Here is a 25,562-nt window from a genome sequence, read left to right on the forward strand (position 1 = left end):
AAGCAGACACTCACTAACTTCAGTACCCAACCACCAGTCGAGCAACGACCCCAACAAAAGTGCCAAAGACCCGCAGCCGCCTAGTCTTTCCGTCAACCGCGTTTCTAGATTGGGTAAGATACGCAATTTATCATACTTAGAACCACAACCAAAATAACTACCACTCAACAGCGCAGGCACAACTGCGGGGTAGGCCGTGGCCATGAGACAACTGGCGGCACTTTGCCAGCTGGCTCCTGGCTGTAGGCAATCCCCCACGTGCCTGCGCGAGTCCAGAAAGCAGACACTTACAAACTTCAGTAAACAACAACCAGTCGAGCAACGCCCCTAACCACATAGTCATTCCAACAAAACAGTTCCCAGCTGCGATACCTACTCACACTCAGCCTAAAGTCTGAGTAAGAAATCCGCTATGGGACCGTCGGAGAAAGCCGAAATTCATTATAAACTAAGGTTACAAATGAAGGGAGGACATCAACATGAAAAAACTTGGACTACTATTACTAGGAATTGTGGCAGGTTTAGCCCTAGTGCTAAACGTTGGCCCCATCATCGCTTTAGCAGTTACCGGAGCGATTGCACTTGTCAGCTACCACTACTGGAGAAAAAGCCACTCGATGTTCGCGAAAGTATTCTGGATGACGATCTTGATCATCAGTGTAATCAGCTCGATTTCAAACATCGGTGCATTCATCGGGATCATCGCATTGATTGGAGTCTATTATGTATATCGCAAATGGAACGACCGCAATGTCAATCCGAATGTCATCTCCAATGACCCGTTCACAAACTTCGAACGCCAGTGGAATGAACTTACAAAATAAAAGGAGAGATGCAATATGAACGCATTTTGGCACAAATTGAAATATACGGTACAAGAAGATTTGAATAATTTGATGGATAAGCCGCAGAAGAAAGAAAATCCACTTGAGTTACTGAATCAGTATTTCCTAGATGCGCAAAAGCAAACAGCGGAAATCGGTAAGTTGCTTGAACGCCAAGGAAGACTGAAAGAAGAATTGGAAAACGAATGTCAGGATGCGGATTTGATGGCGGTAAAACGTCGTCATCAGCTAGAACTCGCTGAAGCGACAGGAGACGCAGAGTTGATTGCGTTTGCGAAAGAAGAAGTAGTGGCATATGAAGGACGCGTTGCCCGTTTGTCTGCGAGTATCCAAGACGCTACGCAAGAATTGCTGTCATTGGAACGGAAGTTTGAAGAGATGAAGCACCGCGTGAAGGATATGCGTGTTCGCCAGTTGCAATTGATGGGCAAAGAGAACGTGACGCGTGCGCAGGAAAAGATGGATCGTTTCGTCAAGCCGGATCAGTCATTCTCCACACTTGACGACTTGCATGCATACATCGAAAACCTTGGCGGTGGCACGAGAACGCCACAATCGCACTCGTCAATGGAGCAACGTTTAGATTCATTAGAGAAATCTAACGCAAAAACGCAAGATATTGTGTAAACTATAAGAGGAAGCATCGCGCTTCCTCTATCGAGAAGGGAGAGAATGGAATGGCTAAGAGGGATTCTACTAAAGTTTCGGTATACTTACTTGCTCTTTTGGCAATTGCTTTCGTCGAATCTATGTTGTTTTCAAACGGTAATTTCATCTTCCTCCTTCTCGGTTGGGGATTTCTCGATTATGGTTATCGAAAACGCGGAAAATGGACAGCAATTACAGGTATCGTCTTCATCGTGATCGCGCTTTTGACGTTATGGAGTGTACGTCTGCTGATTTTAGCAATTGTCTTGTATATTATAATGAAGTTATGGAAAGGCACACCGGCCAGTGAAGTATTTGGTGATTTGCAAAAGCCCCGAGTTAGACGATCGCAAGGTATGTGGAGAAACCGCTTATTCTCGGTCCAATCCACACCATTTGCGACGTATGAGTGGGAAGATATGCATCTGCAAGGGTTTTTCGGTGATGTACATGTCGATGTGACGGATACCGTATTGCCTAAAGGGGCTTCCTTTATTTCGATTCGGCAAATCTTCGGTAAAGTGCGTATTGAACTGCCTTATGACATCCCGGTGCGAATTCACTATGCCACATTGTATGGTGAAGCAAATCTTTTAGGTATGGCCCCACAGCAATTATTCAATGAAACGATACAGGAACATGATGGCTATGAAACGAAGCGGCCGAATGACCCAGAGTTGATTATTTCGGTATTTACTTGGATCGGTGATGTGGAGGTGCGTAGAAAATGAAGGTAATCATTGGTCGCACCATTCTCTTGACGTTGACGTTTAGTACGATCGTCGCGGTCTTTTTCTATTTATTCATTGATGTATCCATCGCTGAATATCAAAGGTTGCTACTCGATACGGAAGCTGCAGATATGCCGTTGCTTGTCTGGTTATTCACAACGATTTTCATCATCAGCTTAGGAATTGCAAGCTGGATTAGCCTAAACAGCAGAACGAAAGAGAACATCATTATTGGGAAACTACAAGATTTGTATGCTAAACAGGAATTTACGAGCTCGAATAAAATGAAAAAACAAACGAATCGTTCCATTGAACAGCTGTATGAAGTACTCGAAGCCCAGCGAAATAGTTTGCGTAAGATTACGGATGAGCGAGTAGAGACACAAGATAAAATTATTCAGGAACGAATCGTCCAAGAACGTCAAAGGTTGGCGAGAGAGCTGCATGATTCTGTGTCACAACAATTGTTTGCGGCGTCCATGCTGTTGTCAGCACTTGCGGAACAGGCGGAAGAAGGTCCAATTCGTAAGCCGTTACTTCAAGTGGAGCGAATGGTTCAGCAAGCACAACTAGAAATGCGGGCGTTACTTCTTCATTTACGTCCGGCTGCACTGCATAACCAAACGCTTGCGAAAGGTCTCGAAGAGTTATTGAGCGAATTACAGGAGAAAGTAACGTTTGATATTACACATCGTTTAGAAGACATTGAGCTATCTAAAGGCGCGGAAGATCATTTATTCCGGATTGCACAAGAAACGTTATCGAATACACTTCGTCATGCCAAGGCAACGGAAGTAGAAATTTTATTAATCGAACGAGATGGATTGGCGATTTTGCGCGTGCAAGATAATGGCGTTGGATTTAAGCAAGATGACGGCAAAGGTGGATCATATGGTTTACAGAATGTGAAAGAACGTGCAATTGAGATCGGCGGCAGTTGTAAGATTGTCTCGGTACCGTCTCAAGGAACGATCGTAGAAGTGAAATTACCGATTTTGAAAGGGGAGCTGGCAGATGATTCGAGTGCTGTTGGTAGATGATCATGAAATGGTGCGCATTGGCGTATCGACGTATTTGCAAATGCAACCGGATATCGAAGTGATTGCGGAGGCGGAAAATGGTCAGATAGGTGTCGTGAAAGCACTGGATTTACGTCCCGATATTATTTTGATGGACATGGTCATGCCGGTTATGAACGGTGCTGAGGCGACGGCTGCGATTATCGATAAATGGCCGGAAGCGAAAGTCATTATCGTCACCAGCTTCCTCGATGATGATAAATTATATCCCGCACTTGAAGCCGGGGCTGTCAGCTATATTTTGAAGACATCCAATGCGAAGCGCGTGGCCGACGCTATTAGGGAAACGATGCAAGGGCAAACTGTGCTCGAGCCCGAAGTGACTTCTAAAATGATGACAAAAATGCGCGGTGGTCAGACGCATGCATTGCATGAAGATTTAACCGATCGTGAACTAGAAGTGTTATTATTATTAGCTAAGGGTAAATCCAATCAGGAAATTGCGGATGAACTATTCATTGCATTAAAAACTGTTAAGACTCACGTTAGTAATCTATTATCTAAATTGGAAGTCCAAGACCGCACTCAAGCGGTTATTTATGCGTTTCAAAATAAATTAACGGATTAATAGTCTACAAGTAAAAGCTACGGCATATTAGTAGATCAACGATAAAACTGTGGATAAACAGCGATTTTAATTGGAATAGTCTGAAGTTACGAACTTCTCCACAATCTATCCACGTACTATGTGTATAAGTATTCAGTTATATGCAAAAATAAAAAGTATGCACATGTGGATAAAAATATTCTGTCGGAAACTTATCCACTGTTTGTTACGTCATGGTAGACTGGATAAAAGAAAATAGAATAGCAGAAGGGTAGCCTTCGCGGAAAGAGAGTCATATGGAATTATTTGATTTAATTAAAGCGTTAATATTAGGGTTCGTAGAAGGAATGACGGAATTCGCGCCCGTTTCTTCGACTGGTCATTTGATTATTGTCGATGATATGTGGCTGAAGACGGAAGAATTTCTCGGGAAATATCCTGCAATAACATTTAAGATTGTCATTCAGCTCGGTTCAATTTTGGCTGTAGTCGTGGTTTTTTGGAAACGGTTATTTAGTTTAGTCGGTTTGTATAAAGTGGATAACGAAGTCAAAATGAGCGAGCGTTTCAATTTGCTACACGTCATCGTTGGTATGTTGCCAGCTGTGATTTTTGGCTTTGCGTTGAAAGATTTAATTGATGATTATTTATTCGGTGTGGAAACGGTTATTTTTGCGCTAGTCGCAGGTGCGGTGCTGATGATCGCGGCAGATAAGTTTGGACCGAAAAATCCACGCGTGCAAACGTTGGATCAGATTACATATAAACAAGCATTCACAGTTGGACTGGTTCAGTGTTTGTCGTTATGGCCAGGATTTTCACGTTCGGGTGCGACAATTTCCGGAGGTGTATTGTTCGGAATGAATCACCGAACGGCTGCTGACTTTACGTTCATCATGGCGGTTCCGATTATGATGGGCGCAAGTCTAGTGTCGGTATTAAAGAACTGGGAGTATATGTCGATGGATGACATCGGGTTTTACGTAGTTGGTTTCTTAAGTGCATTTGTGTTCGCACTAATTTCAATCCGTTTCTTCCTGAAGTTAATTTCAAAGGTCAAGTTAATGCCGTTTGCGATTTATCGTATTGTGCTGGCAGCGATCTTGGCAGTGATTGTGTTTTTATAAGAAGTGAAGCGACCTTTGTGTAAGTGGCAGAGGTCGTTTTTTGTGGAATGAAATTCAAAGGCTGGCGTAGGATACGGTAGGGGATTTGCGCTCTAGGCGGACGCGTGTCTTATGGGTGGGCGGTGAACCACACCCTTCCGCTTCGCTCCGTTGGGTGTTTCACCTGTCCCACTGATGCTCCGAGAGTCGCCGCCTGCCGCTTCAATCCTTTGCAATATCAGTGGGTTATAGTTATCAAAGATCATTAAAGTTAGTGTTGTAATCATTTCTGTTTTTGACCTTAGATTAGTTTAAGGAAAACAATAATTCACTTTCTACTGGCAGTAAGTGACCCACATTCTTCTACTATCTATGTAGGATTGCAACGGAAGATAGGGGCGACTCCTGATGGATCAGCGCGGGCCTTGAGACCCCGCATTGATGCCTTAATTTCTGCAAAGTACACAGAAATACGGCAAAGCTAACCCTTCGCTGTTCGCTTGGCTCAAGGTCGCGCCCATGGGAAAGCGTCCCCTATCTGGAGTTGCAATCCCTTCATACTCACCAGTTTACTGTTCCAGTTTTAAAGTACTGTATACCTTTTTCCTACTTCTGCAATTTCCGTTAAACCGCTGAACGTTTTCTCCGCTTCATTCAATATCTCATTAATATCACCATGATGTGGCAGATGGGTGAGGACGAGTTGTCCCACGTCTGCTTGCTGTGCCATGTTTCCTGCTTGGCTACCTGCCATGTGACCTGGTGATTTGCCGAGGTGTTCTTCGTATAGATTGGCCTCGCAGAATACGATGTCTGCGTGTTGCGAGAACGTCACGAGCTTGTCGGACCATTCCGTATCGGCCGTGAAGACAGCTGACTTGCCGTCTACTGTGAACTTCATTGCGAGACAGTAGACAGGATGGGTGGTTGGACAAAACGTAACAGTGAACGGGCCGATTCGAACGGATTGGTTTTCTTGAATTTCGATACCTCGCGTTTGCTCTTTATACGACAACTTCGCAAATTGTTCCTCGTCCTGCGCATGTCCGTAAATCGGCAGTGGAGGGGAAGGTTGTCCAAGGTAGTACTGAATCAATCGGCTATATTGCAGGCTTCCTATGTCTGCGATGTGATCGGCATGATAATGGCTGATGACAACGGCGTCGAGTTGGTCGAGTTCGATGTAGTTTTGCAGGGAAGATAATACGCCACTGCCACAGTCGAATAGGCAATGGAATCCTTCGTGTTCAATGAGAAATGAAGAGGTGGCGCTGTTCGCTTTCGGATAGCCGCCCCAGATGCCTAAAGGGATGATGTTCATGTGAATTCCTCCTGTTTGCTTATTTTAGTACTTTCATTGTAAGTGAAAGGTGTGTAAATGTCGTGAAAGTAAGTGTTGTTTTGAGGTGTGGACTCTAATCGCCACCTTTCACTTTTGTGTCATCCAGTTCCAGCGGCTAGGATCTCGGGTCATAAGTCGTGCTGTTCGTGAGGCAAAGGGCGCCTCAAGTCCAGCCCGTCTTATGCCTGTCGATCCTGACGAGCCGCTTTCACTTTTGTGTGTCATCGAGTTCCAGGTGGCAGAGTCTCGGGACATAAGTCAAAGCTGCTGTGCGGCAAAAAGACGCCGCTTCGCATCTTCGTCTTATGCCTGCCGACTCTAATCGCCACCTTTCACTTTTGTGTCATCCATGCGATAATAGAGAAAATACACTTTGAGGATGACGATATGAGTAGATTAGTTGAAATACAGTTAAATGCACAGGGCACGGTGGCTTTGAAGAAGGGGTATCCGTTGATTTTGAAGGATGCTGTGATGAGTAGTGAGATTCAGGCGAAGGAAGGTAGTTTGATTCGTTTGACGGATCGATACCATAAGTATTTGGCTACGGGTTATTATGGAATTCAAAATAAAGGAATCGGCTGGGTGCTGACTTCGAATGAAAAAGAAGAGATTGACTTTGATTTCTTTGATCAGAAAATGGCGACTGCTTTTGAGCGTCGTGACGCGTATATGAAAGATCCGAATACGACGGCTTTCCGTTTATTTAATGGAGAAGGCGACGGAATTGGTGGCGTGACGATCGATTATTTCGATGGTTATTATATGGTCAGCTGGTACAGTGAAGGCATTTATGCGTTCCGTCACCACGTCTATAATGTGTTGGATAAGCGTGGAGGTTACAAAGCGGTTTACGAGAAGAAGCGTTTTGATTCACAGGGGCAGTATGTGGAACAGGACGATTTCGTTCAAGGAACACCTGGAGATTTCCCGATTATCGTCAAAGAGAATGGTATGAACTTTGCGATTGATTTGAATGATGGCGCCATGACAGGAGTTTTCCTTGATCAGCGCGATGTACGTGAAGCGATTCGTGACAATTATTCGGAAGGTCGCGAAGTGTTGAATACGTTCTCTTATACAGGAGCGTTTTCGGTTGCAGCGATTTTAGGTGGAGCTAAGAAAACGACGAATGTTGATTTGGCGAAGCGTAGTGTCGCGAAGACGATTGAGCAGTTTAGCGTGAATGGCATTGATTATGAGCAGCAGGATATTAAAGTAATGGATGTCTTTGACTATTTCCGTTATGCCAAGCGTCATGACATGAAATTTGGACTCGTTGTACTCGATCCGCCGAGCTTTGCGCGTTCGAAGAAGTATACATTTAGTACAGCGAAGGATTATCCTATGCTGATGAAAGAAGCGATCGCGGTTACGGAGAAGAACGGTTTTATCGTAGCTTCTACTAATAACGCAAGCTTCAGTATGAAGAAGTTTAAAGGTTTCATTGAGCAAGCATTCAAAGAGACGGATATTCGCTATAAAGTACTGGAAGAATCCTCGTTACCAAGAGACTTCCGTACACCACGGGACTATCCTGAATTTAATTATTTAAAAGTCGTGATTGTGCAGAAGTTACGTTAATTCGTCACAAAAACGTTGGGTGACACTGTCAATATTTCCTAGTACGATGGATCTAATGAAGTCGTGAAACGGGAGGAAGACATATGAAACAACTACTTGCGCTGTTGGCTGTGGTGTCCGTCTTAGTACTAACTGGCTGTTCCAATGTGTATAGCCAGGAAGACGGCTACCGCATGGCAATCATCAATCAAGGGTTTCCTGTTCCGAAAGAAGCGTATGAAGTGAAAGCAGAGGATTGCATAGGAGAGATTTCCAAATCGGCAAAGTATAAGCTAAAGGGAATCGGTGACGCAGACGGCAATCCGCCAGATCATTATTTGCGTACGATCGAGGAATGGGGCTGGGTAGAGATGGTGGAAGACCGTAGAGGATCCATCCATTTCTATGAGAAACAAGGCAAGATTATGTCGCTCAATATTAAAGAGAATGTCTTTGATGTATTTGAAATGACGAGCGCAACGGAATCATAAGTAAGGTGGCGAGAGTATGGAGATGAAAAAACCGAAGCTAGACATAGAGAAACCTGCTGTTGCAAAAGCGTTCGATGTGTTGGTTATCGCTTTATTCGCTGCTTCTCTCGTCTATTTAGTGTTGCAGTGGAATCAATTACCGGATCAAATTCCTGCGCATTTTGGTGCGGATGGGGAAGTGGACCGTTATGGGTCGAGAATGGAATTATTGCTGTTACCAGTCATTGGTATCGTTATGTGGGTAGGGATGTGGATGCTAGAGAAGTATCCGCATGCATATAACTACTTGAATTTGCGTCCTGATAACGTAGAAATCCAGTACCGCTATGGCGTGGTATTTATGAATGTGATGAAAAATATTTCGACACTATTATTTGTTTTTCTCATATGGCAGACAACCGATATCGCCTTGGCTCGAATCGAATCATTGAATATGCCGATTTTTATCACGATACTCGGGTTATTATTCGGTTCGATGGGTGTTTATTTTTATAAAGTAATGAAACTATAGAGAATAGCTGTATTGTATTCCTAAGATTCTGCCAATAAATGAATCTATTGATCACCTCTTATCGTATACTCCTGATAAGAGGTGATTTTTTATGAAATGGAAACTGTTACTCGTCGCTTTACTAGCTTTCCTAGTTCTACCGACGACAGCTGGGGCTGTAGATTTCAGCATTTCGGATGTGAAAATCAACGCGCAGTTGGAACCGGATGGGACTGTTCAGGTGAAGGAGCAGCATACGTATGATTTCGATAGTGAATTTAACGGGATAATTCGTGAAATTCAACCGAAACAAGGAGCTTCAATTGAAGACTTTACGGCTTCTGAAAAGGGGAAAGCGTTAGAGATTGAGAAGCGTGACGCGGAATATCGTGTGCACCGCAAGGGAGACAGTGAGGTCATTGTCTTTGATTTGCAGTACACGATTCGCAATGGAATGGAAAAGTATAACGATGGTGCACAGTTCCACTGGCCATTTTTTGACCGTCGTAATGAAACCGATTATGGCAATATGACAATTACAATTATACCTCCTAGTCAAGCGTCTGACGTGATGTTCATCGGCTATGACAGTGCAGAAGAGACAGGGGAAGTACAACCGGATGGAACAGTCATATTTTCATTGGGAGAAGTTCATGCAGGAGACAATGGAGATATTCGCGTTGTCTACGAGCCGTCTTTATTCCCAGCGATGACTGTAGTAGATGGCGACATCCGTCCAACGGTGAAAAAAGATCAGGAAACAGCAGCTATGCTACGTCGGGAGTTCAGTGAGAAACAACAGATGATCGGCACTGTGGGTAGTGTTAGTGCAACGGCGGGTATTTTTGGGGTTGGTTTGATTGGATTTTTTGCGAATGCTAGAAGGAAAAGATATGTGAAGGAAGCATACTATCAAATGGAGTCGAATGGTTTCTACGTTCCAGCGAATGATATGAGCTTACCAGCAGTACTTCTTTTCAAGAATGGAGTGGCTTCCGTCGAGCTGATGTCCGCGGCGCTGCTTGATCTCGTTCGGAAAGGGAATGTGAAGCAACTATCCGATGAAGAGTTTGAATTGGTCGATGCGAACGTTAAGTTAGAACATGAGAAGCAACTAATTCAGCTGTTATTTTTCCAAATTGGTCATGATAAAAAGTTCACATTGAGTGAGTTGAAAAGTTACACAAAAGAAGAGAAGAATTATGAAGCGTTTGATAAGAAATTTGTCGCATGGAAAGATCTTGTAAAAGCAGAATTGAATGAATATGAAATGAAGGTTAAGACTACGAAAGAACGTGTAATCCTAAGTTTAATTGGTGTACTTGGAATTGGATTCGCCATCTCCTTTATCTATTATGAGTTATATTTACAGCTAGTTATAGTGGGAATTTTGACGTTGGTTGCATTTGGATTCGCATTGTTTTATAGTCCATATAATTATGAAGGGACTTTGCGTAAACTCGAGTGGGAGCGAGTAGGTCAATGGATGAAGGAACTAGATACGAAGAAATGGGAAGGGTTATCCATTGATGATCGATTCCGTGTGTTGATTTACGGAGTGGGCGTGAAGCACCCTGAACTGGACGCGTATTATAAGGACTTCGTTAGCGCGCAGAAGCAGCTTGATCAAAATCGCACTCGTCATGATGAAAGATACCCACATGATACAGCAGACACACAGTACGGAAACTCCTACAACGGAGGTGCCGTCTACAACCCTGTATTCCTTGCAGGTTCATTCAACCAAGCGTCATCCAATGTATCGAATAACGCTCCAAGTAGTGATAGTAGCAGTGGAGGCGGAGGAACCGGTGGCGGTGGCGGGGGATCGGGTGCGTTTTAAAGTAAGTAAAAGGAGGGAACAGAGTGAGTAAAACAATAGTTTGGTTCCGAAAAGATCTGCGTTTGCATGATCATCCCGCATTGGTGGAGGCGACAGCACATGGTGAAGTGTTGCCCGTTTTCATTTTGCCAGTAACGTGTCACGCAGCATCGGATTGGTGGTTACATCACAGCCTGCTGGAAATAATCGAGCGCTTTGCGGAGCAGAAAATCCAGTTCGTCGTTAGACAAGGACAACCTGTTGAACAGTTGATGAAGCTAATAGATGAAAGTGGAGCGGATCAGCTTGTTTTCAATGAATTATATGATCCGGAAAGCCGTGAAGCAGAACGTGAAGTAGCGGAGGCTTGTGAGAAAAGACGAGTTCAAGTGCGTTCATTCCAAGGGGCACTACTCGTTGCGCCCGATGCGATATTTAATAAAACGAATCAGCCATATAAAGTGTTTACGCCCTACTGGAGGCGACTGCGCCAAGAACCCATCGCGACACCGCTTGCTACTCCTGAATTCGTGTCGTCTACTACTACACTACAATCTTTGTCTTCAGATGAATGGAGACTGTTATCGGATTTCCCTTGGTATGACAAGCTCGCAAGCTATTGGCAACCTGGTGAAAAAGCTGCAATGGAATGTTGGGAAACGTTCCGAGATAGTGGGTTATACGACTATTTAATAGAACGGGATCTTCCAGCACAATCTAGTGTCTCGCGTATGTCACCTTATTTGGCATGGGGGAATGTTAGCGTGCGTTCGCTATGGTACGGTGCGTTAGTTGCGGCGGAGGACGTTGGTGATCAACAAGTGGAAGCTTTTATTCGACAATTGGCGTGGCGCGACTTTGACAATTACCAGCTACTGTATTTTCCTGAGATGTTGACGAAACCTGTGCGGCCTGAGTTTGAAAATTTTCCGTGGCAACCAGCCGACGGTCAGCTTGAGGCTTGGAAAACAGGGCGTACCGGTTATCCGTTAGTTGATGCCGGGATGCGTGAACTATGGGAAACAGGCTATATGCATAATCGTGTACGGATGGTTGTGGCTTCTTTTTTGATCAAGCATTTATTGATCGATTGGCGTGAAGGTATGGCGTGGTTTGAAGAGACGCTGGTAGACTTGGATTTAGCAAATAATGCGATGGGATGGCAATGGGTGGCGGGCAGTGGTTTTGATGCTTCGCCGTATTTTAGAGTGTTTAATCCGATCCTTCAGGCGAAGAAATTCGATGGAGATGCGCAGTATATAAAAAAATGGCTGCCCGAGTTAACGGACATGCCAGTAAAGTATGTATTTCAGCCGGCGGAAGCACCGATTGATGTGTTGGAATCGGCAGGCGTTACGATAGGAACAACCTATCCGGCTCCGATCGTTGATCACCAAGCTGCCCGTGCGCGTGCATTGGCAGCATATGATACATGTAAAAACTCTTAAATCTCATCAATCGACTCCAGCAGACGGATATGTTGTAGATGTAACCGATCCGCCCAAATGATTGCCCCGTATCCACCTAGATAAAATTCGGTATCGGGATGTTGGCCTGCAAACTCGTCCAACTCCTGGATCATCTGCGGATCTTTCTCAAACGGAAACGTAGTGGATGCTGACAGCAACACTTTGACAGGCTTTATCTTTTCTATAAGAGACTGGATAGCGCCTGGAGCAGGTGAAGATCCAATCATCGCTGTGCGCCAACCGTCGAGCATGAGTTGCAGTAGAAAAATATGCACTGGGATTTCATGTGATTCATTCGGAAGACACGCGCCAAGCAGTATAGGCGAGTCTTCCCGGTATTGAAAATTGCGACGTAGCTGAACGAGCTGATCCCGCACGACCAAACTCGACAAAGCTTCCTGATATTCATCCCATTCACCACTAGCCCAGTGATCGCCTACTTGCTGTAAAAATGGAACCACGATTTGTTGCAGATAGTGTTCAAGTCCTAATCGATGATAGGCTGCTTGTAAGGAGAAGTTTAATTCTAGCTCATCACAATTTTTACCGTGGCGCAATAAGTCGCTCAGTGTATCTTCCAAATAGTTGTTTTCAGAATTCGATGGAATAGTGGAGTTTTTTTGAGACTTTGCCATTTCAGCTGCTTGTGATAGCGCAAAACCCTCTTCTGCATAGCGCTTCATCAGCAAAAATAACCGAATGTCCTCATCATGATAGACTCGATAGCCATTATCGAGACGCTGTGGAATTACGATATCATAGCGCTCTTCCCACTTCCTCAAGACTTGCCTCGACAAGCCTGTTTGATCTGCAACCTGTTTAATGGTATACGTAGGGGTTTCAGACGACGGCTTCAAAGCAATCAACCTTTCTGTGTACTAAAATTAGCGATCAACTATCGCTCTGTTCTTCATGTCTAACATTATACATAGATTTGACGAGGTAAGTCAAATCTGTTATTTTTACATTCTAGGAAGGTGTCTAAATGAAAAATACATATATTGTGCAAGGTACATGGATTGGTGTCATAACGGGGATTTTTCTCGCTATACTATTGAAAGGGGTGCAGTCCGTTACAGGTCAGAAAGTGTATACTTTGCTATTGAATGTAGATTACATCCCCATCGTAAAAGAGTATGCATTTCCAGAAGTAATTGAAGTGTTTTTTCATCTAATTGTATCAGTTGTGCTCTGTATCATACTAGTGACGTTGTACGATAAATGCAACGGTTTCATCCGCAATAATGTGATTCTATTCACTTTTCTAGTGAATGTCGTTATAGGATTAATCTTGTATCCAACGACTTCATTTTCTGACCGTACGCCAAATGTTACGAACATGGTTTCCTTGTTTTGGTGGATTGCGGGACACGCGGTATATGGTTTCTTTGTAGGGGTTTTGATCAGTAGGAATTCGAAAAGTAAGAATTAGGTCTATGCTAATCAATTATTCTAGTATTTGTAGGCAGAGCGATGTATAATCAATTAACATAAACATTATACAAAGTGTAAACAAACTAAGGGATAGCAGTATATTTATATCAGTAGAGTAAAATGAATAATTGCGCAAAGCATTTCATCGATTTATGGTATATCGAAAGAAAAAGCAAAAAATTTCTTATAAAGGAAGTGAGAATGCATGTTTTTAGCTTGGAGTGAAATTAAAAAGAACAAATTACGGTTTTTACTCATTACATCGATCTTGCTATTGGTGTCGTTCCTCGTGTTCTTCCTATCAGGACTGGCAAATGGGTTAGCCAGCATGAACAGAGAAGCGATTGACACATGGAAAGTTGATGCGGTGTTACTGACAGAGGAATCCGATAAAAGTTTATACGAATCGGCACTCAACAAAGAAGTAGCCGATGAGCTAGATGCGAAAGAAACAGCTGTTGTCAGTCAAATGGGTGCCATTGCGAACAACGGTGACACCAAGCAAAACGTTATGCTCTTCGGTATTGATCGAGATGAGTTTATCAAGCCGGAAGTCAGTGAAGGGGACCCGACGTTTTATGTTCAAAACGGTGTGGTAGCATCGGATGTGTTGAAAGATGAAGGCTTTAAGATCGGCGATACGCTGGAGCTATCTTCATCTGATACGGAACTGACGATTGTCGGCTTTACGGAAAAGGCTCGTTTTAATGCATCACCTATACTTTACATGAAGTTAAATGACATGCAGAAAATTAAATTTGGAGACGCGTATACAATGAATAAAGATATTGTCAACGCAATTGTCATTAAAGACAAAGAATGGGATGCACTATCCTTGCCAGACAATACGGAAATCATTGAAACGGAAACGTTCATTGAGAATCTGCCGGGTTATACTGAGCAGAATTTGACGTTAACATATATGATTTATTTCCTATTCGTTATCTCGGCTGCAATCGTTGCGATTTTCTTGTACGTGTTGACAGTACAGAAAATCAGCATGTTTGGCCTAATGAAAGCGCAAGGGATTTCCAGTGCCTATTTGGCAAGATCAGTTATCGCGCAGACATTCATTCTTGCGCTAATCGGGGTTGTCCTCGCATTTGGTCTGACATTACTTGCGGGAAGTTTCTTACCTAACGCAGTGCCTATCATGTTTGATATACCTACCATGATTATTTATGGTTTGATCTTAATAGTAGTGGCGATTCTCGGAGCTGTCATTTCGGTTTGGACGATTATCCGAATTGATCCGCTCGAAGCGATAGGAGGGTAAAACGATGGTACTCGAATTACGAAACGCGAAAAAGACGTTCGGTGAAGGCAATACGCTCGTTGAAGCGATGAAAGAGACCAATTTTGTAGTCGAACGTGGCGAATTGGTCGCAGTCATCGGTCCATCCGGTTCAGGTAAAAGTACGTTCCTGACGGTGGCTGGGGGTCTACAAACACCAAGCGAGGGCGAAGTCATCATTAACGGCAAAGAATTATCGCAGCTAAATGAAAAGCAACGTTCTAAAATTCGTTTGCAGGAAATTGGTTTTATATTACAAGCTTCCAATCTTGTCCCGTTCTTAACTGTTGACGAGCAACTCGAATTGCTAAATAAAGTGAAGAAAGACAATATGTCGAAAGACGAGCAACGTAAGTTATACGAGGATTTAGGTATTACCAAGTTGCATAAGAATTATCCTTCCGATTTATCGGGCGGCGAGCGTCAACGTGTGGCGATTGCCAAAGCGCTGTTCAGTAAGCCGGCGATACTTTTGGCAGATGAGCCTACTGCTTCGCTCGATTCTGATCGTGCGTTTGAAGTAATGGAGTTGTTACGAAATGAAACGAAGTCCAATCAAACGGCAACCATTGTCGTGACGCATGACGTACGATTGATCAAGTACGTAGATAAAGTGTACAAGATGACGGATGGTGTATTGAGGCTAGAGAGTTCGGCTGAGGCGGATGTGACTGAGTAAGTGTACGGCTAGAATTTTAATGAAATAAACGCTTCGGACGGCCGTTTTAGGGCTTTCCGGAGCGTTTTTTATGATGGTGTTTTGATGGGCACCTGATATAGAGTTTACTATTGAGCTCGCTCATAAAATCGTGGGCGCGCTCAATAGTGTTGGCAATCCGCTCAAAGTGACACGCTAGCCGCTCTATGCGGTGAGTTACCCGCTCATAAAACTGCTGGGGCGCTCTATACTGCTTGCGATCCGCTCAAAGTGACGTGTTACCCGCTCAATGCCAAGTTCAATCGTGTAGCTCATTCATAAAATCATGGCTGCGCTCAATAGTGTTGGCATCCGCTCAAAGTGACCCGCTACCCGCTTATAAAACCACGCACAACCGCTCTACCTAAGATCCAATCGTCACCCAAGCAAACCTGCCACGATCTTCCGCGCGGCCGTAATATCCTTCGTTCCATGCACCAACATCCGGCCATCGCGGAATAACACGAGTCGATGGTCGTTATATTCACAGGAAACTAAATAAGGGTTTTGCTTTAAATTAGAAACAATATCGCGAATGGAATTAGCAAATGGCATCAGCTCAACTTGTCGGTTCTTCGGCCATGTCAGTTGAACCGTGTCGCGTCCGCATAGTACGGCTGTACGAATTACTTCATTGGCAGACAAGTAAGGATAGACAGGGGTGTCTGAGCAACTTGGACAAGTAGGTTTTTTCATGCTTTGTACGTTCATGGCGGCACGTTCGCCTGTCCAGAGATCGACGGATTCCAGGCGGGGTTCCATCGTCGCCCCCGTGATACACTTCAGCAGTTCCGCGGTTTGACGGGCGGCAGTCGTGACGACGATGGGCGAGATGACGCCGACTGTATCGCATGTTAAAGACTGTGGCGGCAACGCTTCGAGCAGACAATGTAAGCAGGGCGTTCCTTCTTTTACACCAATAGGAAATGTCAGCCCATAGCTACCGACGCAAGCGCCCATGAAGAAGGGGATGCCGAGTTGTAATGCGGCGTCATTTGCGAGTAATCGAGTTTCGATATTATCTGTGCCATCGAGAATGAAATGATGGCCTTCGAATAATTCAAGGACATTTTCAGGCGTCACATCCGCCACAATCCCACGAACTTTCACGTCGCTGTTGATCGCGCGCAATCGGCTTTCCGCAGCGATTGCTTTCGGCAATTGATCGATGACATCTTGTTCTGAGTATAATTGCTGTCTATGAAGATTAGTCCATTCCAAAATATCGCGATCGACAATGGTCAGTTCGCCGACGCCTGCCCGCACTAGCATCTCCGCTCCTGAAGAGCCAAGAGCACCAGCTCCTAAGACGAAAACTTTTGCTTCGCGGATACGCTGTTGCCCGATTGGTCCGATGGGTGCAAACAGCTCTTGCCGAGAATATTTACTGTTCAAGTCGTCACAAGCCCTTCAGTTGGACTGCTAGCCACGCCGTAATCGCGGACCGGCATACGTCCAGCTTTATAACCGAGACGTCCCGCTTCAATTGCGAGCTTCATTGCCTCGGCCATCATGACGGGATTGGCTGCTTCCGATACGGCTGTGTTCAGCAATACACCGTCTGCACCGAGTTCCATCGCGAAAGCAGCGTCTTTTGGAGAGCCGACCCCTGCGTCAATAATGACGGGTACATTGGACTGCTCAATGATAAATGACAAATTCAACGGATTTAGAATGCCTCTGCCCGAGCCGATTGGCGCAGCACCCGGCATGATAGCGTGGACACCTAATTCACATAGTTTTCTCGCAAGTACTACATCGTCTGAAGTATAGGGTAATACAATGAAACCTTCCTCTAACAGCATTTCAGACGCGCGTAATGTTTCCACAGGATCAGGAAGCAGCGAACGGCTACAGCCGATGATTTCCACCTTCACCATGTCGCAAAGTCCGGAAGCTTTGGCGAGACGTGCGATATGTACGGCTTCTTCCGCTGTGCTAGCGCCTGCTGTATTCGGAAGCAATGTATAGCGCGTTAAATCAAGTTGTTCGAGGAAATTGGGTTGCGAAGCTTCAAAAATATCCATGCGTCGTACCGCAAATGTCAGAATCTCTGCTTCTGACACCGCCACTGCTTGCTTTTGAATATCAAATGAAGGATATTTCCCCGTGCCTAGTAATAAACGTGAAGAGAATTCTTTATCTGCAATTTTTAACATGTTCATCCGCCTCCTACAAAATGTATGATTTCAATTTGGTCTCGGTCCATGATCGGTGCGTCGTAGTGATCTTTCTGCAAAATTTCCTTGTTTTTCTCCACGATCAAAATACGATCGCCAAGCCCTAAGTGCTCAAGTAACTGCTGGATCGTCTCTACTTCAGGAATGACGGGGTACGAATTGCCGTTCAGATCAATCATTTTCTCCATGAGATACCTCTCCTTTTCTATAACTCTGCAAAGTTTTCAGTGAACGCATAGGGGATAATACGGCCACGCCTGTCACGTGATTTTGCTGTAAATTAGGTAAGTGATGCGGCTGAATTCCACCAATTGCATACACAGGAATCGAACTACACTGTGCAATAGAAAACAACTCTTCCGTTCCACGCGCTGGCAGCCCAGGTTTCGAAGACGTTTCGAAAACATGACCGTACAATAGCCAGTTTGCTCCCTCATCCATAGCTACCTTTGCTTCTTCCAATGAATGAATCGAGCAACCAAAAGAGAGCTCGGGGAATTCTCGATGTGCTTCCTGTAACGACATACCATAGCCAGTCAGTTGCACTTTTTTGAGCTTCAGTCTTCTAGCCAAGTGAGGTCTGGCATGAAGAATAAGCTTGTCGAGTGGGAATTCAGTACTTGCAAGACGGGTAACTAGATCTACTAGCTGTTCATCTGACTTGGACTTTTCCCGCAAAATGATGGCATCAAGAAACGGTGCTGTGCGCAACAAATGTAGTGTCAGTTCATCCACCGAAAGACGGTCGTCGGTCACGCCCAATAATTTCATTCATTCCCCTCCAATAGAAAAAACCACTTCCCGAATCGGAAAGTGGTAGAAATGTCGACAGAAATACATACGGAACGACTCGCCACTTCCCTCCGCAGGTGCTAACCTGTTCAGGTAATAAGGGTTTCAGAGCCACACTCTTTTCTCAGTCCTTGTAAAGGATTCCCCTAATGGTCAAAATATTTGGTTTTCAGAACTAGCCTACCACGTGTACGGTAGAATGAAAAGCGTTTCTTTTATAAAAGCAATAAAGCATCCAAGTCGAGAATTTCTACTGCTTTCATACTGCACTGGCGAATCCAGCCAGACTCTTCGAAGGCGCTTAATTTTCGACTGATTGTCTCGGGTGTCGTCCCTAAGTGAGAGGCAAGGTCTTTGCGACTCATTGGTAACTCGACTATCAATTGTCTTTGTTCTTCTGATAAGTCAACTAGGTAAAGCGCGATACGCGTTTCTGCTGATTCCATACCGATTCGCGCCGCTCGTTGTTCCGTTCGGGCGAGGCGGGAAGAGAACTCCTCTAACATCTTCAATGAAATTGCGGGATGCTCTTGTAGAAGTTGCTGCATTTGGTCCCGTTGAATAACACATAGTTCTACGGGTTCGAGTGTTTCTGCATAGGCGTCATGAGGTTTAGCATCAAATAACGATAGCTCGCCTGTGAAATCTCCCGGCTCTAAAATTCGTACGATCTGCTCTTTGCCGTTTTCTGACAGGCGATATATTTTGATTCGTCCTTTATGCAAAATATACAAGCCTTCGGAGCGGTCGCCTTCATTGTAAATAATTTGTCCACGTGGGTAGGGGGTGCTTCGTGCAAGTTCTACAATGTGCTTCATCTGATCTTTTTCCAAGTGATTGAACAGTGGAACAAGCGATACACACATTCGATGATCGGTCGTGTTATTGTGGGGCTGCTGACTCATTCACCTTCACCTCGCTTACATTTCGATTGGACACTTTGTCACTAGTATAGCGTATTAATCGAATGGCGTTCAATATGACAAGAAGCACACTTGCTTCGTGGATAAGCATTCCGGATGCTAGGAAGACTTTGCCTAGCAGTACACCGATTAGCAATAAAACTACTGTGCCAACTGCGAAAAATGTGTTTTGCTTCATATTGTTCACAGTCGCTTTCGATAATGCATAGGCGTGGGCGAATTGATCTAGTCGATCCGCCATCAAGACGATATCCGCTGTTTCCATGGAAATGTCTGTTCCGCCTTTACCCATTGCCAGCCCGATATCTGCAGTGGCGATTGCCGGCGCATCATTGATTCCGTCACCTGCCATCGCTACTCGATGTCCTGCCGCTTTCAACTTTTGGACAGCGGCTACTTTGTCTTCAGGTAGCAGCTCCGCATAGACGCTATCGAGACCAAGTTGTTCGCCAACGAGTCGGGCGGTGTGTACATTGTCGCCCGTTAGCATAATCATTTGTTTAATACCATTTCTTCGTAGTTTAGCCAGAGCAGCCGCGGCTTCTGGACGGATTTGATCCGCTATGGAAATAATACCTGCGATTTCTCCGCCAATGCTGATGAACACGGCTGTGTTACCTGCTTTTTCTCGCTTGGATGCATATTCTTCTATAGTTGGAGAGATAGCTATACCTTGTGAGATCATCAGCTTTCGGTTACCCGCCGCCAGTTGCTGGCCGTCTACTTCAGCAAGAAGTCCGTTACCTTTCATAACTTGTGCGTCTTGTGCTTGGTGTTTTAAATGAATCAAGCGTTTTTTTGCTTCGCGAACGATCGTTTGGCCGAGATGGTGTTCAGACATCAGTTCAGCTTCTGCAGTTAAGCGTAATAGGTCTTCTTTGTCGATGCCAAAGCTATGGATGTCAGTAACTTCTGGACGTCCTTTAGTTAAAGTACCTGTTTTATCAAAGACGACAGTGTCGATTTTCGCCAATTGCTCCATCACGTCGCCACCTTTAATGAGCACGCCGTGACGGGCTCCGTTACCAATTCCGGCTACGATCGAGACGGGGGCTGAAATGACGAGGGCACCAGGACAAGCGATGACAAGGAATGTTAATGTCATTTCGATATTGCGTGTGAATATATAGACGATAATCGATAGGATGACGATGGAAGGTGTATAAATGTTAGCAAATCGCTCTAAGAATTTTTGAGTTTTCGACTTGGCTTCTTGTGCTTCTTCGACTAGCTCGATAATACGAGCGAATGCTGTATCGTCACCTACACGTTCAGCAATTATTTCGATATAGCCATTGTCTACTAACGTCCCGCTAAATACTTGATCATCTAGTGATTTGGATGCGGGTACCGATTCTCCTGTGATGGCTGCTTCATTTAGAGAAGCATTTCCTGAAACAATCGGACCGTCTACCGGAACTTGTTCACCTGAGCGAACGATTACCCGGTCACCGATTTCTACGTCATCAACAGCAATCGTCGTTAGTTTACCATCCCGAAGGACACTCGCTTCTAGCGGGGCCAGATCTACAAGTGCTTTGAGGGAAGAGCGTGTTTTCTCCATTGTACGAATTTCAAGTAATGCTCCAAATAAAAATAGGAAAGTTACTGCCGCGGATTCTACATACTCGCCGATAAACAGTGCACCGATTACGGCGATGGTGACAAGAAGCTCAATACTGAAAGCTTTCATTCGAATAGCTTTCCACGCTTTTATAGCAATCGGAGTACCCGCAATGATAGTGGCAGCGATTAATGTAATCTGACGCGCGTCATGAAGGCCCGCGAAGTGCAAGATGATCGCTATACCAAGCAACATCGCGGATAGGGAAGTGATGCGCACAGTTTGTTTTGCATTCATTTGAATACCTCCTCTTTATGAGACTTTTTGATTGAGAACTGGATAGCCGAGTTTGACAATCAATTCCTGCAATTCATTGGCTTCTACGACAGATTCATCAAACTCGACCCGAACTTTACTGGAGTGGAATAATACTTTTACTTGTTGTACACCCTTCGCTCGGGATAGGGCACCTTCAATTTTCTTAACACATGATGGGCAGCTGAATGGCTCCATTAAAAATACGGCTTTTTTCATTTTCCTCATCCTTTTCGTTTGTATTTATTATCTTAAGTATAAGAAATTTTTGTGTACACTGCCTTGACGCCTGTCAAGATTCGTCAAACAAGACTTTTTCTTCTGACCAAAGTGCTTTATACTGAATAAGTAGTACACATTTATGAACAGAGGAGAATCGTACGGATGAAATTAACCTATTCTGGTAAAACGAAAGACGTCTACCGCTTGGAAGATGGCCACGTGCTATTGAAATTCAAGGATGATGTAACAGGGGAAGATGGTGTATTCGATCCAGGTGCCAACACAGTAGGCCTGACAATTGATGGCGCCGGAAAGTCCGGACTTCGCATGACACAATACTTTTTTGAGAAATTGGCGGAGCAAAACATACCGACACATTACATCGATGCTGATCTAGATGAAGTAACGATGACGGTGAAGCCTGCTACGGTCTTTGGTAAAGGATTAGAAGTGATTTGTCGATACCGTGCGGTCGGAAGTTTCTTGCGCAGATTCGGTGCGTATGCTGAAGAAGGACAAGTACTCGATGCTTTCGTGGAAGTGACATTGAAAGACGACGAACGTCAAGATCCACCTATTTCAGAAGATGCTTTGGCACAACTTCACATTTTGACGCATGAAGAATACGCAACTCTTAAAGAATTAACTCAGCAAATTTCTGAAGTAGTCCGATCAGAGATGGCAGAAAAAGGTTTAGAGCTATATGATATTAAATTAGAGTTTGGTCGCGATCCTGAGCGAAATATCATGTTGATCGATGAAATTTCAGGAGGCAATATGCGCGTCTATCAAGGCGATACATATATTGCACCAATGGAATTAGAAAAGATATTATTTTCATAAAATTCAACCGGAAACGAAAAATGTTTCCGGTTTTTTATATTCTCTCTCAGGCTATACGCTGACTGACTTAGTCGCGCTTTACTTTTTAATCAAATAAATAAAATGATATATTTACTGTTGACAACGTTTTCAGAGTTTCCTATAATAGCAACCAGTGTCACAGGCGACACCTAGTTTGCTTCTTCGCCAGTGTGGGAACGTTGGTTGGATGAATGCGTATGGTAGTAAATTTTAGATAATGAAAGTGTCTTTCATATCAGCGAATCTTTAATATATCTGCTGTTTCCATGAACAAAAGCTCCCCGCTTTTGTAAAGGCGCTCTTTTTTGCTCTTCATACCGCAAGGCAGAAAGATAGCACCCATAGTAGCCAGCACGAATCTCCATTTTGGCTTTTCTACGTAAGTACCCTTGCTATATCCGCTAGATTCATAACTAGAATCTGCCGAGTGTATGTGCTCGGTCCGTAAAAACCTCACATTGATGACTATTCGACGAACGTATTATAAGTAGATCGTGTTCTCGGGTAACGAAGCGCACATCTTAGAAATTCACAGATGATGAATACTTGTACAACTACATGTAAGAGAACTTGGAGGAGAAACTGTTTGGACACAAAACACAAAGTTTCGATTGCAGGGCTAGATCCGAACGATCCGTATTCATTTCGTATTCCGACTGTAGACGATGGAAAGTTCATCTGGCAGCTCATTAAAGATACGAACGTACTGGATTTAAACTCTTCCTATAGCTATTTGCTGTGGGCAGACCAATTCAGTGACACGAGTATTATCGTAGAAGATCACGGAAAGCTTGTAGGCTTCATTTCAGGCTTTATTCAACCGAAAGCGCAAGATACATTGTTTATCTGGCAAGTCGCAGTCGATGAATCGGTACGTGGTAAGCGTATAGCTTCCCGTATGTTGCATACGATTTTGCAAAGTAATGCATGTCGGAATATTCGCTATCTAGAAGCGACCGTCACACCATCTAATGAGGCGTCTACTAAGTTATTTACAGGCTTAGCACGCGATTTGGAGACGGAATGCACGATAACGGATGGCTATACGAAAGATCAATTCCCTGGTGGCGGGCATGAATCAGAAGAACTGTTCCGCATTGGACCATTCTGAGAAACAAGCCGATTGCCGCAACATGACACTGGAAAATACAGAATCTAACGGAGGAATTAATTACACATGGTACTGACAAAAAGTCAGAAAGTAATGGAAGTATTCGAGAATCGCGAGTCGCAAGTGAGAAGTTACAGCAGAAGTTTCCCAACAGTATTCAACAAAGCAAAAGGCTATAAAATGTGGGACACGGAAGGTAAAGAATATATCGATTTCTTCGCCGGCGCAGGTGCTTTAAACTACGGCCACAATAACGATAGAATGAAAGAAAAGCTGATTGAATATATTCAAGACGATGGAATTTCACATAGTTTGGATATGGGGACAACGGTCCGAAAAGAATTTCTTGAACGATTTAACGAAGTGATCTTGCAGCCGCGAAACATGGACTATAAAGTAATGTTTCCTGGTCCTACTGGGACGAATACAGTCGAAAGTGCGCTGAAAATCGCCCGCAAAGTTACGGGACGTCAAAATATTGTGAGCTTTACGAATGGTTTCCATGGCATGACGCTTGGTGCGTTGTCTGTAACAGGCAACTCATACAACCGTGGTGGAGCAGGAGTACCGCTTACCAATACGACCTCTATGCCGTTTGATACGTTTTTAGAAGAAGGACAATCATTGAACTTCCTGAAAAAGTATTTAGCAAATGCAAGCAGTGGCTTGGATTTGCCAGCAGCTATGATTCTCGAAACGGTACAAGGGGAAGGCGGCATCAATCCGGCAAGCTTTAAGTGGTTGCGGGAAGTGGAACGTCTATGCAGAAATTACGATATCTTATTAATTGTCGATGATGTGCAAGCAGGTTGTGGACGTACTGGAACTTTCTTCAGTTTTGAACCAGCCGGCATTAAACCGGACATCGTTTGTCTATCCAAATCCATTGGTGGCTACGGATTACCATTAGCACTCACGCTGATCAAACCAGAATATGATACATTCGGTCCAGCTGAGCATAACGGAACATTCCGCGGCAACAACATGGCGATTTTGACAGCGACTGAAGCTTTATCGTACTGGGAAACAGATGAATTCGCTAAATCGGTACAAGAAAAATCTAAGCTCATCACGAAGCGTATGGAAACCATCGTCGAAGACTATCCACAGTTGAAAGCTACAACACGTGGCCGCGGCTTCATGCAAGGAATCGTCTGTGGTGAAGGCAAGGAAGACTATGCGGATAAAATCTGTGCAAAAGCATTTGAAAAAGGCTTGATCATTGAAACGTCTGGACCTGAAGGCGAAGTCGTTAAATTCCTCGGTTCATTGATTATGGATGAAGAAGGTATCGATCAAGGCTTTGATATTCTAGAAGAAGCGATTGAAGAAATTGTTAAAAACTAAGGGAGAGAATGTTCAGTGATAGTACGTACAGTAGATGAAATTATTGGTAGCGAAAATGAAACAAAAGCGGAAACGTGGGCAAGCCGACGTTTCTTGCTAAAGAAAGACAATATGGGCTTCTCGTTCCACGAAACGATTATTTATGCTGGAACTGAGACACATATCCATTACCAAAACCACCTAGAAGCTGTCTACTGTGTAGCAGGCGATGGAGAAATTGAAACGATCGCAGACGGTAAAGTCTATCCGATCAAAGATGGTACGATGTATGCGTTGAATGAACACGACGAGCATTATTTGCGCGGTGGAAAAGAAGACATGCGCTTGATTTGTGTCTTTAACCCGCCAGTCGTTGGAACGGAGACGCATGATGAGAACGGTGTGTATCCGTTAATTGAAGATTAAGTGTTGTGGAATGTACTATGGTTAGTGAGCACTCTGAGGGTAATTCCTTGGAGTGTATTTTTTTGTGTGGAATGAAGGAAGGGGTAAGAAGGAGGGCCGCTCATTAATTTGGCTGAGTGCTCTATATTGTGGCTTATCCGCTCTTAGTTTCTGGGCGAGTGCTCTATCAGTCCTTATAAATGCTCAATGTAGTCTTGGCTCCGCTCTATGTCATGGGGGGGAGCGCTCAATGCGATGCTTTCTATCTATGGCTGCTCAAGGTCAGGAGGTAACCAATGGAT

At 44.2% G+C, this 25,562-nt stretch carries 27 protein-coding genes and 1 riboswitch; of the genes, 18 read left to right on the forward strand and 9 right to left on the reverse strand.

Annotation, left to right across the window (positions count from 1 at the left end; genetic code table 11):
- The first annotated feature begins 479 nt into the window (after window positions 1-479).
- The 6 genes from CSV64_RS06350 (at window position 480) to CSV64_RS06375 (ending at window position 4,977) form a co-directional block, all read left to right on the forward strand.
- The gene (locus tag CSV64_RS06350) at window positions 480-824 is read left to right on the forward strand and encodes a lmo0954 family membrane protein (RefSeq protein WP_099633915.1); all 345 of its coding nucleotides are present in this window, start codon (window positions 480-482) and stop codon (window positions 822-824) included.
- A 15-nt stretch (window positions 825-839) separates the two neighbouring features.
- Window positions 840-1,472 (forward strand): PspA/IM30 family protein, encoded by a 633-nt coding sequence (locus CSV64_RS06355; protein WP_099633916.1) that lies wholly within the window; start codon window positions 840-842, stop codon window positions 1,470-1,472.
- A gap of 50 nt (window positions 1,473-1,522) precedes the next feature.
- The gene (gene liaF, locus CSV64_RS06360) at window positions 1,523-2,224 is read left to right on the forward strand and encodes a cell wall-active antibiotics response protein LiaF (RefSeq protein WP_099633917.1); all 702 of its coding nucleotides are present in this window, start codon (window positions 1,523-1,525) and stop codon (window positions 2,222-2,224) included.
- Entirely contained in the window at window positions 2,221-3,264 is a 1,044-nt protein-coding gene (locus CSV64_RS06365) for a sensor histidine kinase (protein WP_099633918.1), read from the forward strand. The genes liaF and CSV64_RS06365 overlap by 4 nt, the downstream gene beginning before the upstream one ends.
- Window positions 3,239-3,871 carry a response regulator gene (locus CSV64_RS06370; protein ID WP_099633919.1) on the forward strand — a complete coding sequence of 211 codons (633 nt, stop codon included), beginning with the start codon at window positions 3,239-3,241 and terminating at the stop codon, window positions 3,869-3,871. Before CSV64_RS06365 ends, CSV64_RS06370 begins: the two co-directional genes overlap by 26 nt.
- A 275-nt stretch (window positions 3,872-4,146) precedes the next feature.
- The gene (locus CSV64_RS06375) at window positions 4,147-4,977 is read left to right on the forward strand and encodes an undecaprenyl-diphosphate phosphatase (protein ID WP_099633920.1); all 831 of its coding nucleotides are present in this window, start codon (window positions 4,147-4,149) and stop codon (window positions 4,975-4,977) included.
- A 562-nt stretch (window positions 4,978-5,539) separates the two neighbouring features.
- Here the strand turns inward: CSV64_RS06375 and CSV64_RS06380 are convergent.
- On the reverse strand, window positions 5,540-6,277 hold the full coding sequence (locus CSV64_RS06380) for an MBL fold metallo-hydrolase (protein ID WP_099633921.1): 738 nt from the start codon (window positions 6,275-6,277) through the stop codon (window positions 5,540-5,542).
- A gap of 408 nt (window positions 6,278-6,685) precedes the next feature.
- On the opposite strand from CSV64_RS06380, the gene CSV64_RS06385 reads away from it, so the two are divergent.
- From CSV64_RS06385 to CSV64_RS06405, 5 genes are all read left to right on the forward strand, one after another.
- On the forward strand, window positions 6,686-7,882 hold the full coding sequence (locus tag CSV64_RS06385) for a class I SAM-dependent rRNA methyltransferase (protein WP_099633922.1): 1,197 nt from the start codon (window positions 6,686-6,688) through the stop codon (window positions 7,880-7,882).
- 83 nt (window positions 7,883-7,965) lie between these two features.
- A complete protein-coding gene (locus CSV64_RS06390; protein ID WP_099633923.1) occupies window positions 7,966-8,352 on the forward strand; it encodes a hypothetical protein in 387 nt (128 codons plus the stop codon).
- Window positions 8,353-8,368: 16 nt separating this feature from the next.
- Window positions 8,369-8,863 carry a DUF1648 domain-containing protein gene (locus CSV64_RS06395; protein WP_099633924.1) on the forward strand — a complete coding sequence of 165 codons (495 nt, stop codon included), beginning with the start codon at window positions 8,369-8,371 and terminating at the stop codon, window positions 8,861-8,863.
- A gap of 91 nt (window positions 8,864-8,954) precedes the next feature.
- Window positions 8,955-10,685 (forward strand): DUF2207 domain-containing protein, encoded by a 1,731-nt coding sequence (locus CSV64_RS06400; RefSeq protein WP_099633925.1) that lies wholly within the window; start codon window positions 8,955-8,957, stop codon window positions 10,683-10,685.
- 23 nt (window positions 10,686-10,708) lie between these two features.
- Complete coding sequence (locus CSV64_RS06405) at window positions 10,709-12,112, forward strand: cryptochrome/photolyase family protein (protein WP_099633926.1); 1,404 nt, start codon at window positions 10,709-10,711, stop codon at window positions 12,110-12,112.
- On the opposite strand, the gene CSV64_RS06410 is transcribed toward CSV64_RS06405, so the two are convergent.
- Window positions 12,109-12,999: a MerR family transcriptional regulator gene (locus CSV64_RS06410; protein ID WP_099633927.1), complete on the reverse strand. Its 891-nt coding sequence runs from the start codon at window positions 12,997-12,999 to the stop codon at window positions 12,109-12,111. The genes CSV64_RS06405 and CSV64_RS06410 overlap by 4 nt on opposite strands.
- Before the next feature lie 119 nt (window positions 13,000-13,118).
- Here CSV64_RS06410 and CSV64_RS06415 point away from each other — a divergent pair, with 119 nt between their 5' ends.
- From CSV64_RS06415 to CSV64_RS06425, 3 genes are all read left to right on the forward strand, one after another.
- Window positions 13,119-13,565, forward strand: coding sequence for a hypothetical protein (locus tag CSV64_RS06415; protein WP_099633928.1), 447 nt, complete (start codon window positions 13,119-13,121; stop codon window positions 13,563-13,565).
- Between the two features lie 207 nt (window positions 13,566-13,772).
- A complete protein-coding gene (locus CSV64_RS06420; protein ID WP_099633929.1) occupies window positions 13,773-14,843 on the forward strand; it encodes an ABC transporter permease in 1,071 nt (356 codons plus the stop codon).
- Window positions 14,844-14,847: 4 nt separating this feature from the next.
- On the forward strand, window positions 14,848-15,540 hold the full coding sequence (locus CSV64_RS06425) for an ABC transporter ATP-binding protein (RefSeq protein ID WP_099633930.1): 693 nt from the start codon (window positions 14,848-14,850) through the stop codon (window positions 15,538-15,540).
- Between the two features lie 396 nt (window positions 15,541-15,936).
- Here the strand turns inward: CSV64_RS06425 and CSV64_RS06430 are convergent, their stop codons facing one another.
- The 7 genes from CSV64_RS06430 to CSV64_RS06460 all read right to left on the reverse strand — a co-directional run bounded on the left by CSV64_RS06430 (window position 15,937) and on the right by CSV64_RS06460 (window position 21,551).
- The gene (locus CSV64_RS06430) at window positions 15,937-16,953 is read right to left on the reverse strand and encodes a ThiF family adenylyltransferase (RefSeq protein ID WP_099633931.1); all 1,017 of its coding nucleotides are present in this window, start codon (window positions 16,951-16,953) and stop codon (window positions 15,937-15,939) included.
- Complete coding sequence (locus CSV64_RS06435; protein ID WP_099625385.1) at window positions 16,950-17,723, reverse strand: thiazole synthase; 774 nt, start codon at window positions 17,721-17,723, stop codon at window positions 16,950-16,952. Before CSV64_RS06435 ends, CSV64_RS06430 begins: the two co-directional genes overlap by 4 nt.
- Window positions 17,720-17,926, reverse strand: a complete 207-nt coding sequence (thiS, locus tag CSV64_RS06440; RefSeq protein WP_099633932.1) for a sulfur carrier protein ThiS — start codon at window positions 17,924-17,926, stop codon at window positions 17,720-17,722. Before thiS ends, CSV64_RS06435 begins: the two co-directional genes overlap by 4 nt.
- Window positions 17,910-18,509 carry a thiamine phosphate synthase gene (locus CSV64_RS06445; RefSeq protein WP_099633933.1) on the reverse strand — a complete coding sequence of 200 codons (600 nt, stop codon included), beginning with the start codon at window positions 18,507-18,509 and terminating at the stop codon, window positions 17,910-17,912. The genes thiS and CSV64_RS06445 overlap by 17 nt, the downstream gene beginning before the upstream one ends.
- A gap of 70 nt (window positions 18,510-18,579) precedes the next feature.
- Window positions 18,580-18,688: riboswitch (TPP riboswitch) on the reverse strand.
- Between the two features lie 57 nt (window positions 18,689-18,745).
- On the reverse strand, window positions 18,746-19,435 hold the full coding sequence (locus CSV64_RS06450; RefSeq protein ID WP_099633934.1) for a Crp/Fnr family transcriptional regulator: 690 nt from the start codon (window positions 19,433-19,435) through the stop codon (window positions 18,746-18,748).
- A complete protein-coding gene (locus tag CSV64_RS06455; protein WP_099633935.1) occupies window positions 19,413-21,314 on the reverse strand; it encodes a heavy metal translocating P-type ATPase in 1,902 nt (633 codons plus the stop codon). The genes CSV64_RS06450 and CSV64_RS06455 overlap by 23 nt, the downstream gene beginning before the upstream one ends.
- Window positions 21,315-21,329: 15 nt before the next feature.
- The gene (locus CSV64_RS06460; protein WP_099633936.1) at window positions 21,330-21,551 is read right to left on the reverse strand and encodes a heavy-metal-associated domain-containing protein; all 222 of its coding nucleotides are present in this window, start codon (window positions 21,549-21,551) and stop codon (window positions 21,330-21,332) included.
- 165 nt (window positions 21,552-21,716) lie between these two features.
- Here CSV64_RS06460 and CSV64_RS06465 point away from each other — a divergent pair, with 165 nt between their 5' ends.
- The 4 genes from CSV64_RS06465 to CSV64_RS06480 all read left to right on the forward strand — a co-directional run bounded on the left by CSV64_RS06465 (window position 21,717) and on the right by CSV64_RS06480 (window position 25,281).
- A complete protein-coding gene (locus CSV64_RS06465) occupies window positions 21,717-22,397 on the forward strand; it encodes a phosphoribosylaminoimidazolesuccinocarboxamide synthase (RefSeq protein WP_085427902.1) in 681 nt (226 codons plus the stop codon).
- Between the two features lie 607 nt (window positions 22,398-23,004).
- The gene (gene ectA, locus CSV64_RS06470; protein WP_233190416.1) at window positions 23,005-23,529 is read left to right on the forward strand and encodes a diaminobutyrate acetyltransferase; all 525 of its coding nucleotides are present in this window, start codon (window positions 23,005-23,007) and stop codon (window positions 23,527-23,529) included.
- Window positions 23,530-23,595: 66 nt separating this feature from the next.
- A complete protein-coding gene (gene ectB, locus CSV64_RS06475) occupies window positions 23,596-24,876 on the forward strand; it encodes a diaminobutyrate--2-oxoglutarate transaminase (protein WP_099633937.1) in 1,281 nt (426 codons plus the stop codon).
- Window positions 24,877-24,891: 15 nt separating this feature from the next.
- Entirely contained in the window at window positions 24,892-25,281 is a 390-nt protein-coding gene (locus CSV64_RS06480) for an ectoine synthase (RefSeq protein ID WP_099633938.1), read from the forward strand.
- The last annotated feature ends 281 nt before the right edge of the window (window positions 25,282-25,562 follow it).

Origin of the sequence: Sporosarcina sp. P32b (assembly GCF_002743335.1) — a bacterium.
Lineage (GTDB): Bacteria > Bacillota > Bacilli > Bacillales_A > Planococcaceae > Sporosarcina.

Excerpts from the sequence above, each read along its gene's own strand:
- CSV64_RS06350 (WP_099633915.1), top strand. The coding sequence starts at position 480 with ATGAAAAAACTTGGACTACTATTACTAGGAATTGTGGCAGGTTTAGCC.
- CSV64_RS06355 (WP_099633916.1), top strand. The coding sequence starts at position 840 with ATGAACGCATTTTGGCACAAATTGAAATATACGGTACAAGAAGATTTG.
- liaF (WP_099633917.1), top strand. The coding sequence starts at position 1,523 with ATGGCTAAGAGGGATTCTACTAAAGTTTCGGTATACTTACTTGCTCTT.
- CSV64_RS06365 (WP_099633918.1), top strand. The coding sequence starts at position 2,221 with ATGAAGGTAATCATTGGTCGCACCATTCTCTTGACGTTGACGTTTAGT.
- CSV64_RS06370 (WP_099633919.1), top strand. The coding sequence starts at position 3,239 with ATGATTCGAGTGCTGTTGGTAGATGATCATGAAATGGTGCGCATTGGC.
- CSV64_RS06375 (WP_099633920.1), top strand. The coding sequence starts at position 4,147 with ATGGAATTATTTGATTTAATTAAAGCGTTAATATTAGGGTTCGTAGAA.
- CSV64_RS06380 (WP_099633921.1), bottom strand. The coding sequence starts at position 6,277 with ATGAACATCATCCCTTTAGGCATCTGGGGCGGCTATCCGAAAGCGAAC.
- CSV64_RS06385 (WP_099633922.1), top strand. The coding sequence starts at position 6,686 with ATGAGTAGATTAGTTGAAATACAGTTAAATGCACAGGGCACGGTGGCT.
- CSV64_RS06390 (WP_099633923.1), top strand. The coding sequence starts at position 7,966 with ATGAAACAACTACTTGCGCTGTTGGCTGTGGTGTCCGTCTTAGTACTA.
- CSV64_RS06395 (WP_099633924.1), top strand. The coding sequence starts at position 8,369 with ATGGAGATGAAAAAACCGAAGCTAGACATAGAGAAACCTGCTGTTGCA.
- CSV64_RS06400 (WP_099633925.1), top strand. The coding sequence starts at position 8,955 with ATGAAATGGAAACTGTTACTCGTCGCTTTACTAGCTTTCCTAGTTCTA.
- CSV64_RS06415 (WP_099633928.1), top strand. The coding sequence starts at position 13,119 with ATGAAAAATACATATATTGTGCAAGGTACATGGATTGGTGTCATAACG.
- CSV64_RS06420 (WP_099633929.1), top strand. The coding sequence starts at position 13,773 with ATGTTTTTAGCTTGGAGTGAAATTAAAAAGAACAAATTACGGTTTTTA.
- CSV64_RS06425 (WP_099633930.1), top strand. The coding sequence starts at position 14,848 with ATGGTACTCGAATTACGAAACGCGAAAAAGACGTTCGGTGAAGGCAAT.
- CSV64_RS06435 (WP_099625385.1), bottom strand. The coding sequence starts at position 17,723 with ATGAACATGTTAAAAATTGCAGATAAAGAATTCTCTTCACGTTTATTA.
- thiS (WP_099633932.1), bottom strand. The coding sequence starts at position 17,926 with ATGGAGAAAATGATTGATCTGAACGGCAATTCGTACCCCGTCATTCCT.
- CSV64_RS06445 (WP_099633933.1), bottom strand. The coding sequence starts at position 18,509 with ATGAAATTATTGGGCGTGACCGACGACCGTCTTTCGGTGGATGAACTG.
- CSV64_RS06450 (WP_099633934.1), bottom strand. The coding sequence starts at position 19,435 with ATGAGTCAGCAGCCCCACAATAACACGACCGATCATCGAATGTGTGTA.
- CSV64_RS06455 (WP_099633935.1), bottom strand. The coding sequence starts at position 21,314 with ATGAATGCAAAACAAACTGTGCGCATCACTTCCCTATCCGCGATGTTG.
- CSV64_RS06460 (WP_099633936.1), bottom strand. The coding sequence starts at position 21,551 with ATGAAAAAAGCCGTATTTTTAATGGAGCCATTCAGCTGCCCATCATGT.
- CSV64_RS06465 (WP_085427902.1), top strand. The coding sequence starts at position 21,717 with ATGAAATTAACCTATTCTGGTAAAACGAAAGACGTCTACCGCTTGGAA.
- ectB (WP_099633937.1), top strand. The coding sequence starts at position 23,596 with ATGGTACTGACAAAAAGTCAGAAAGTAATGGAAGTATTCGAGAATCGC.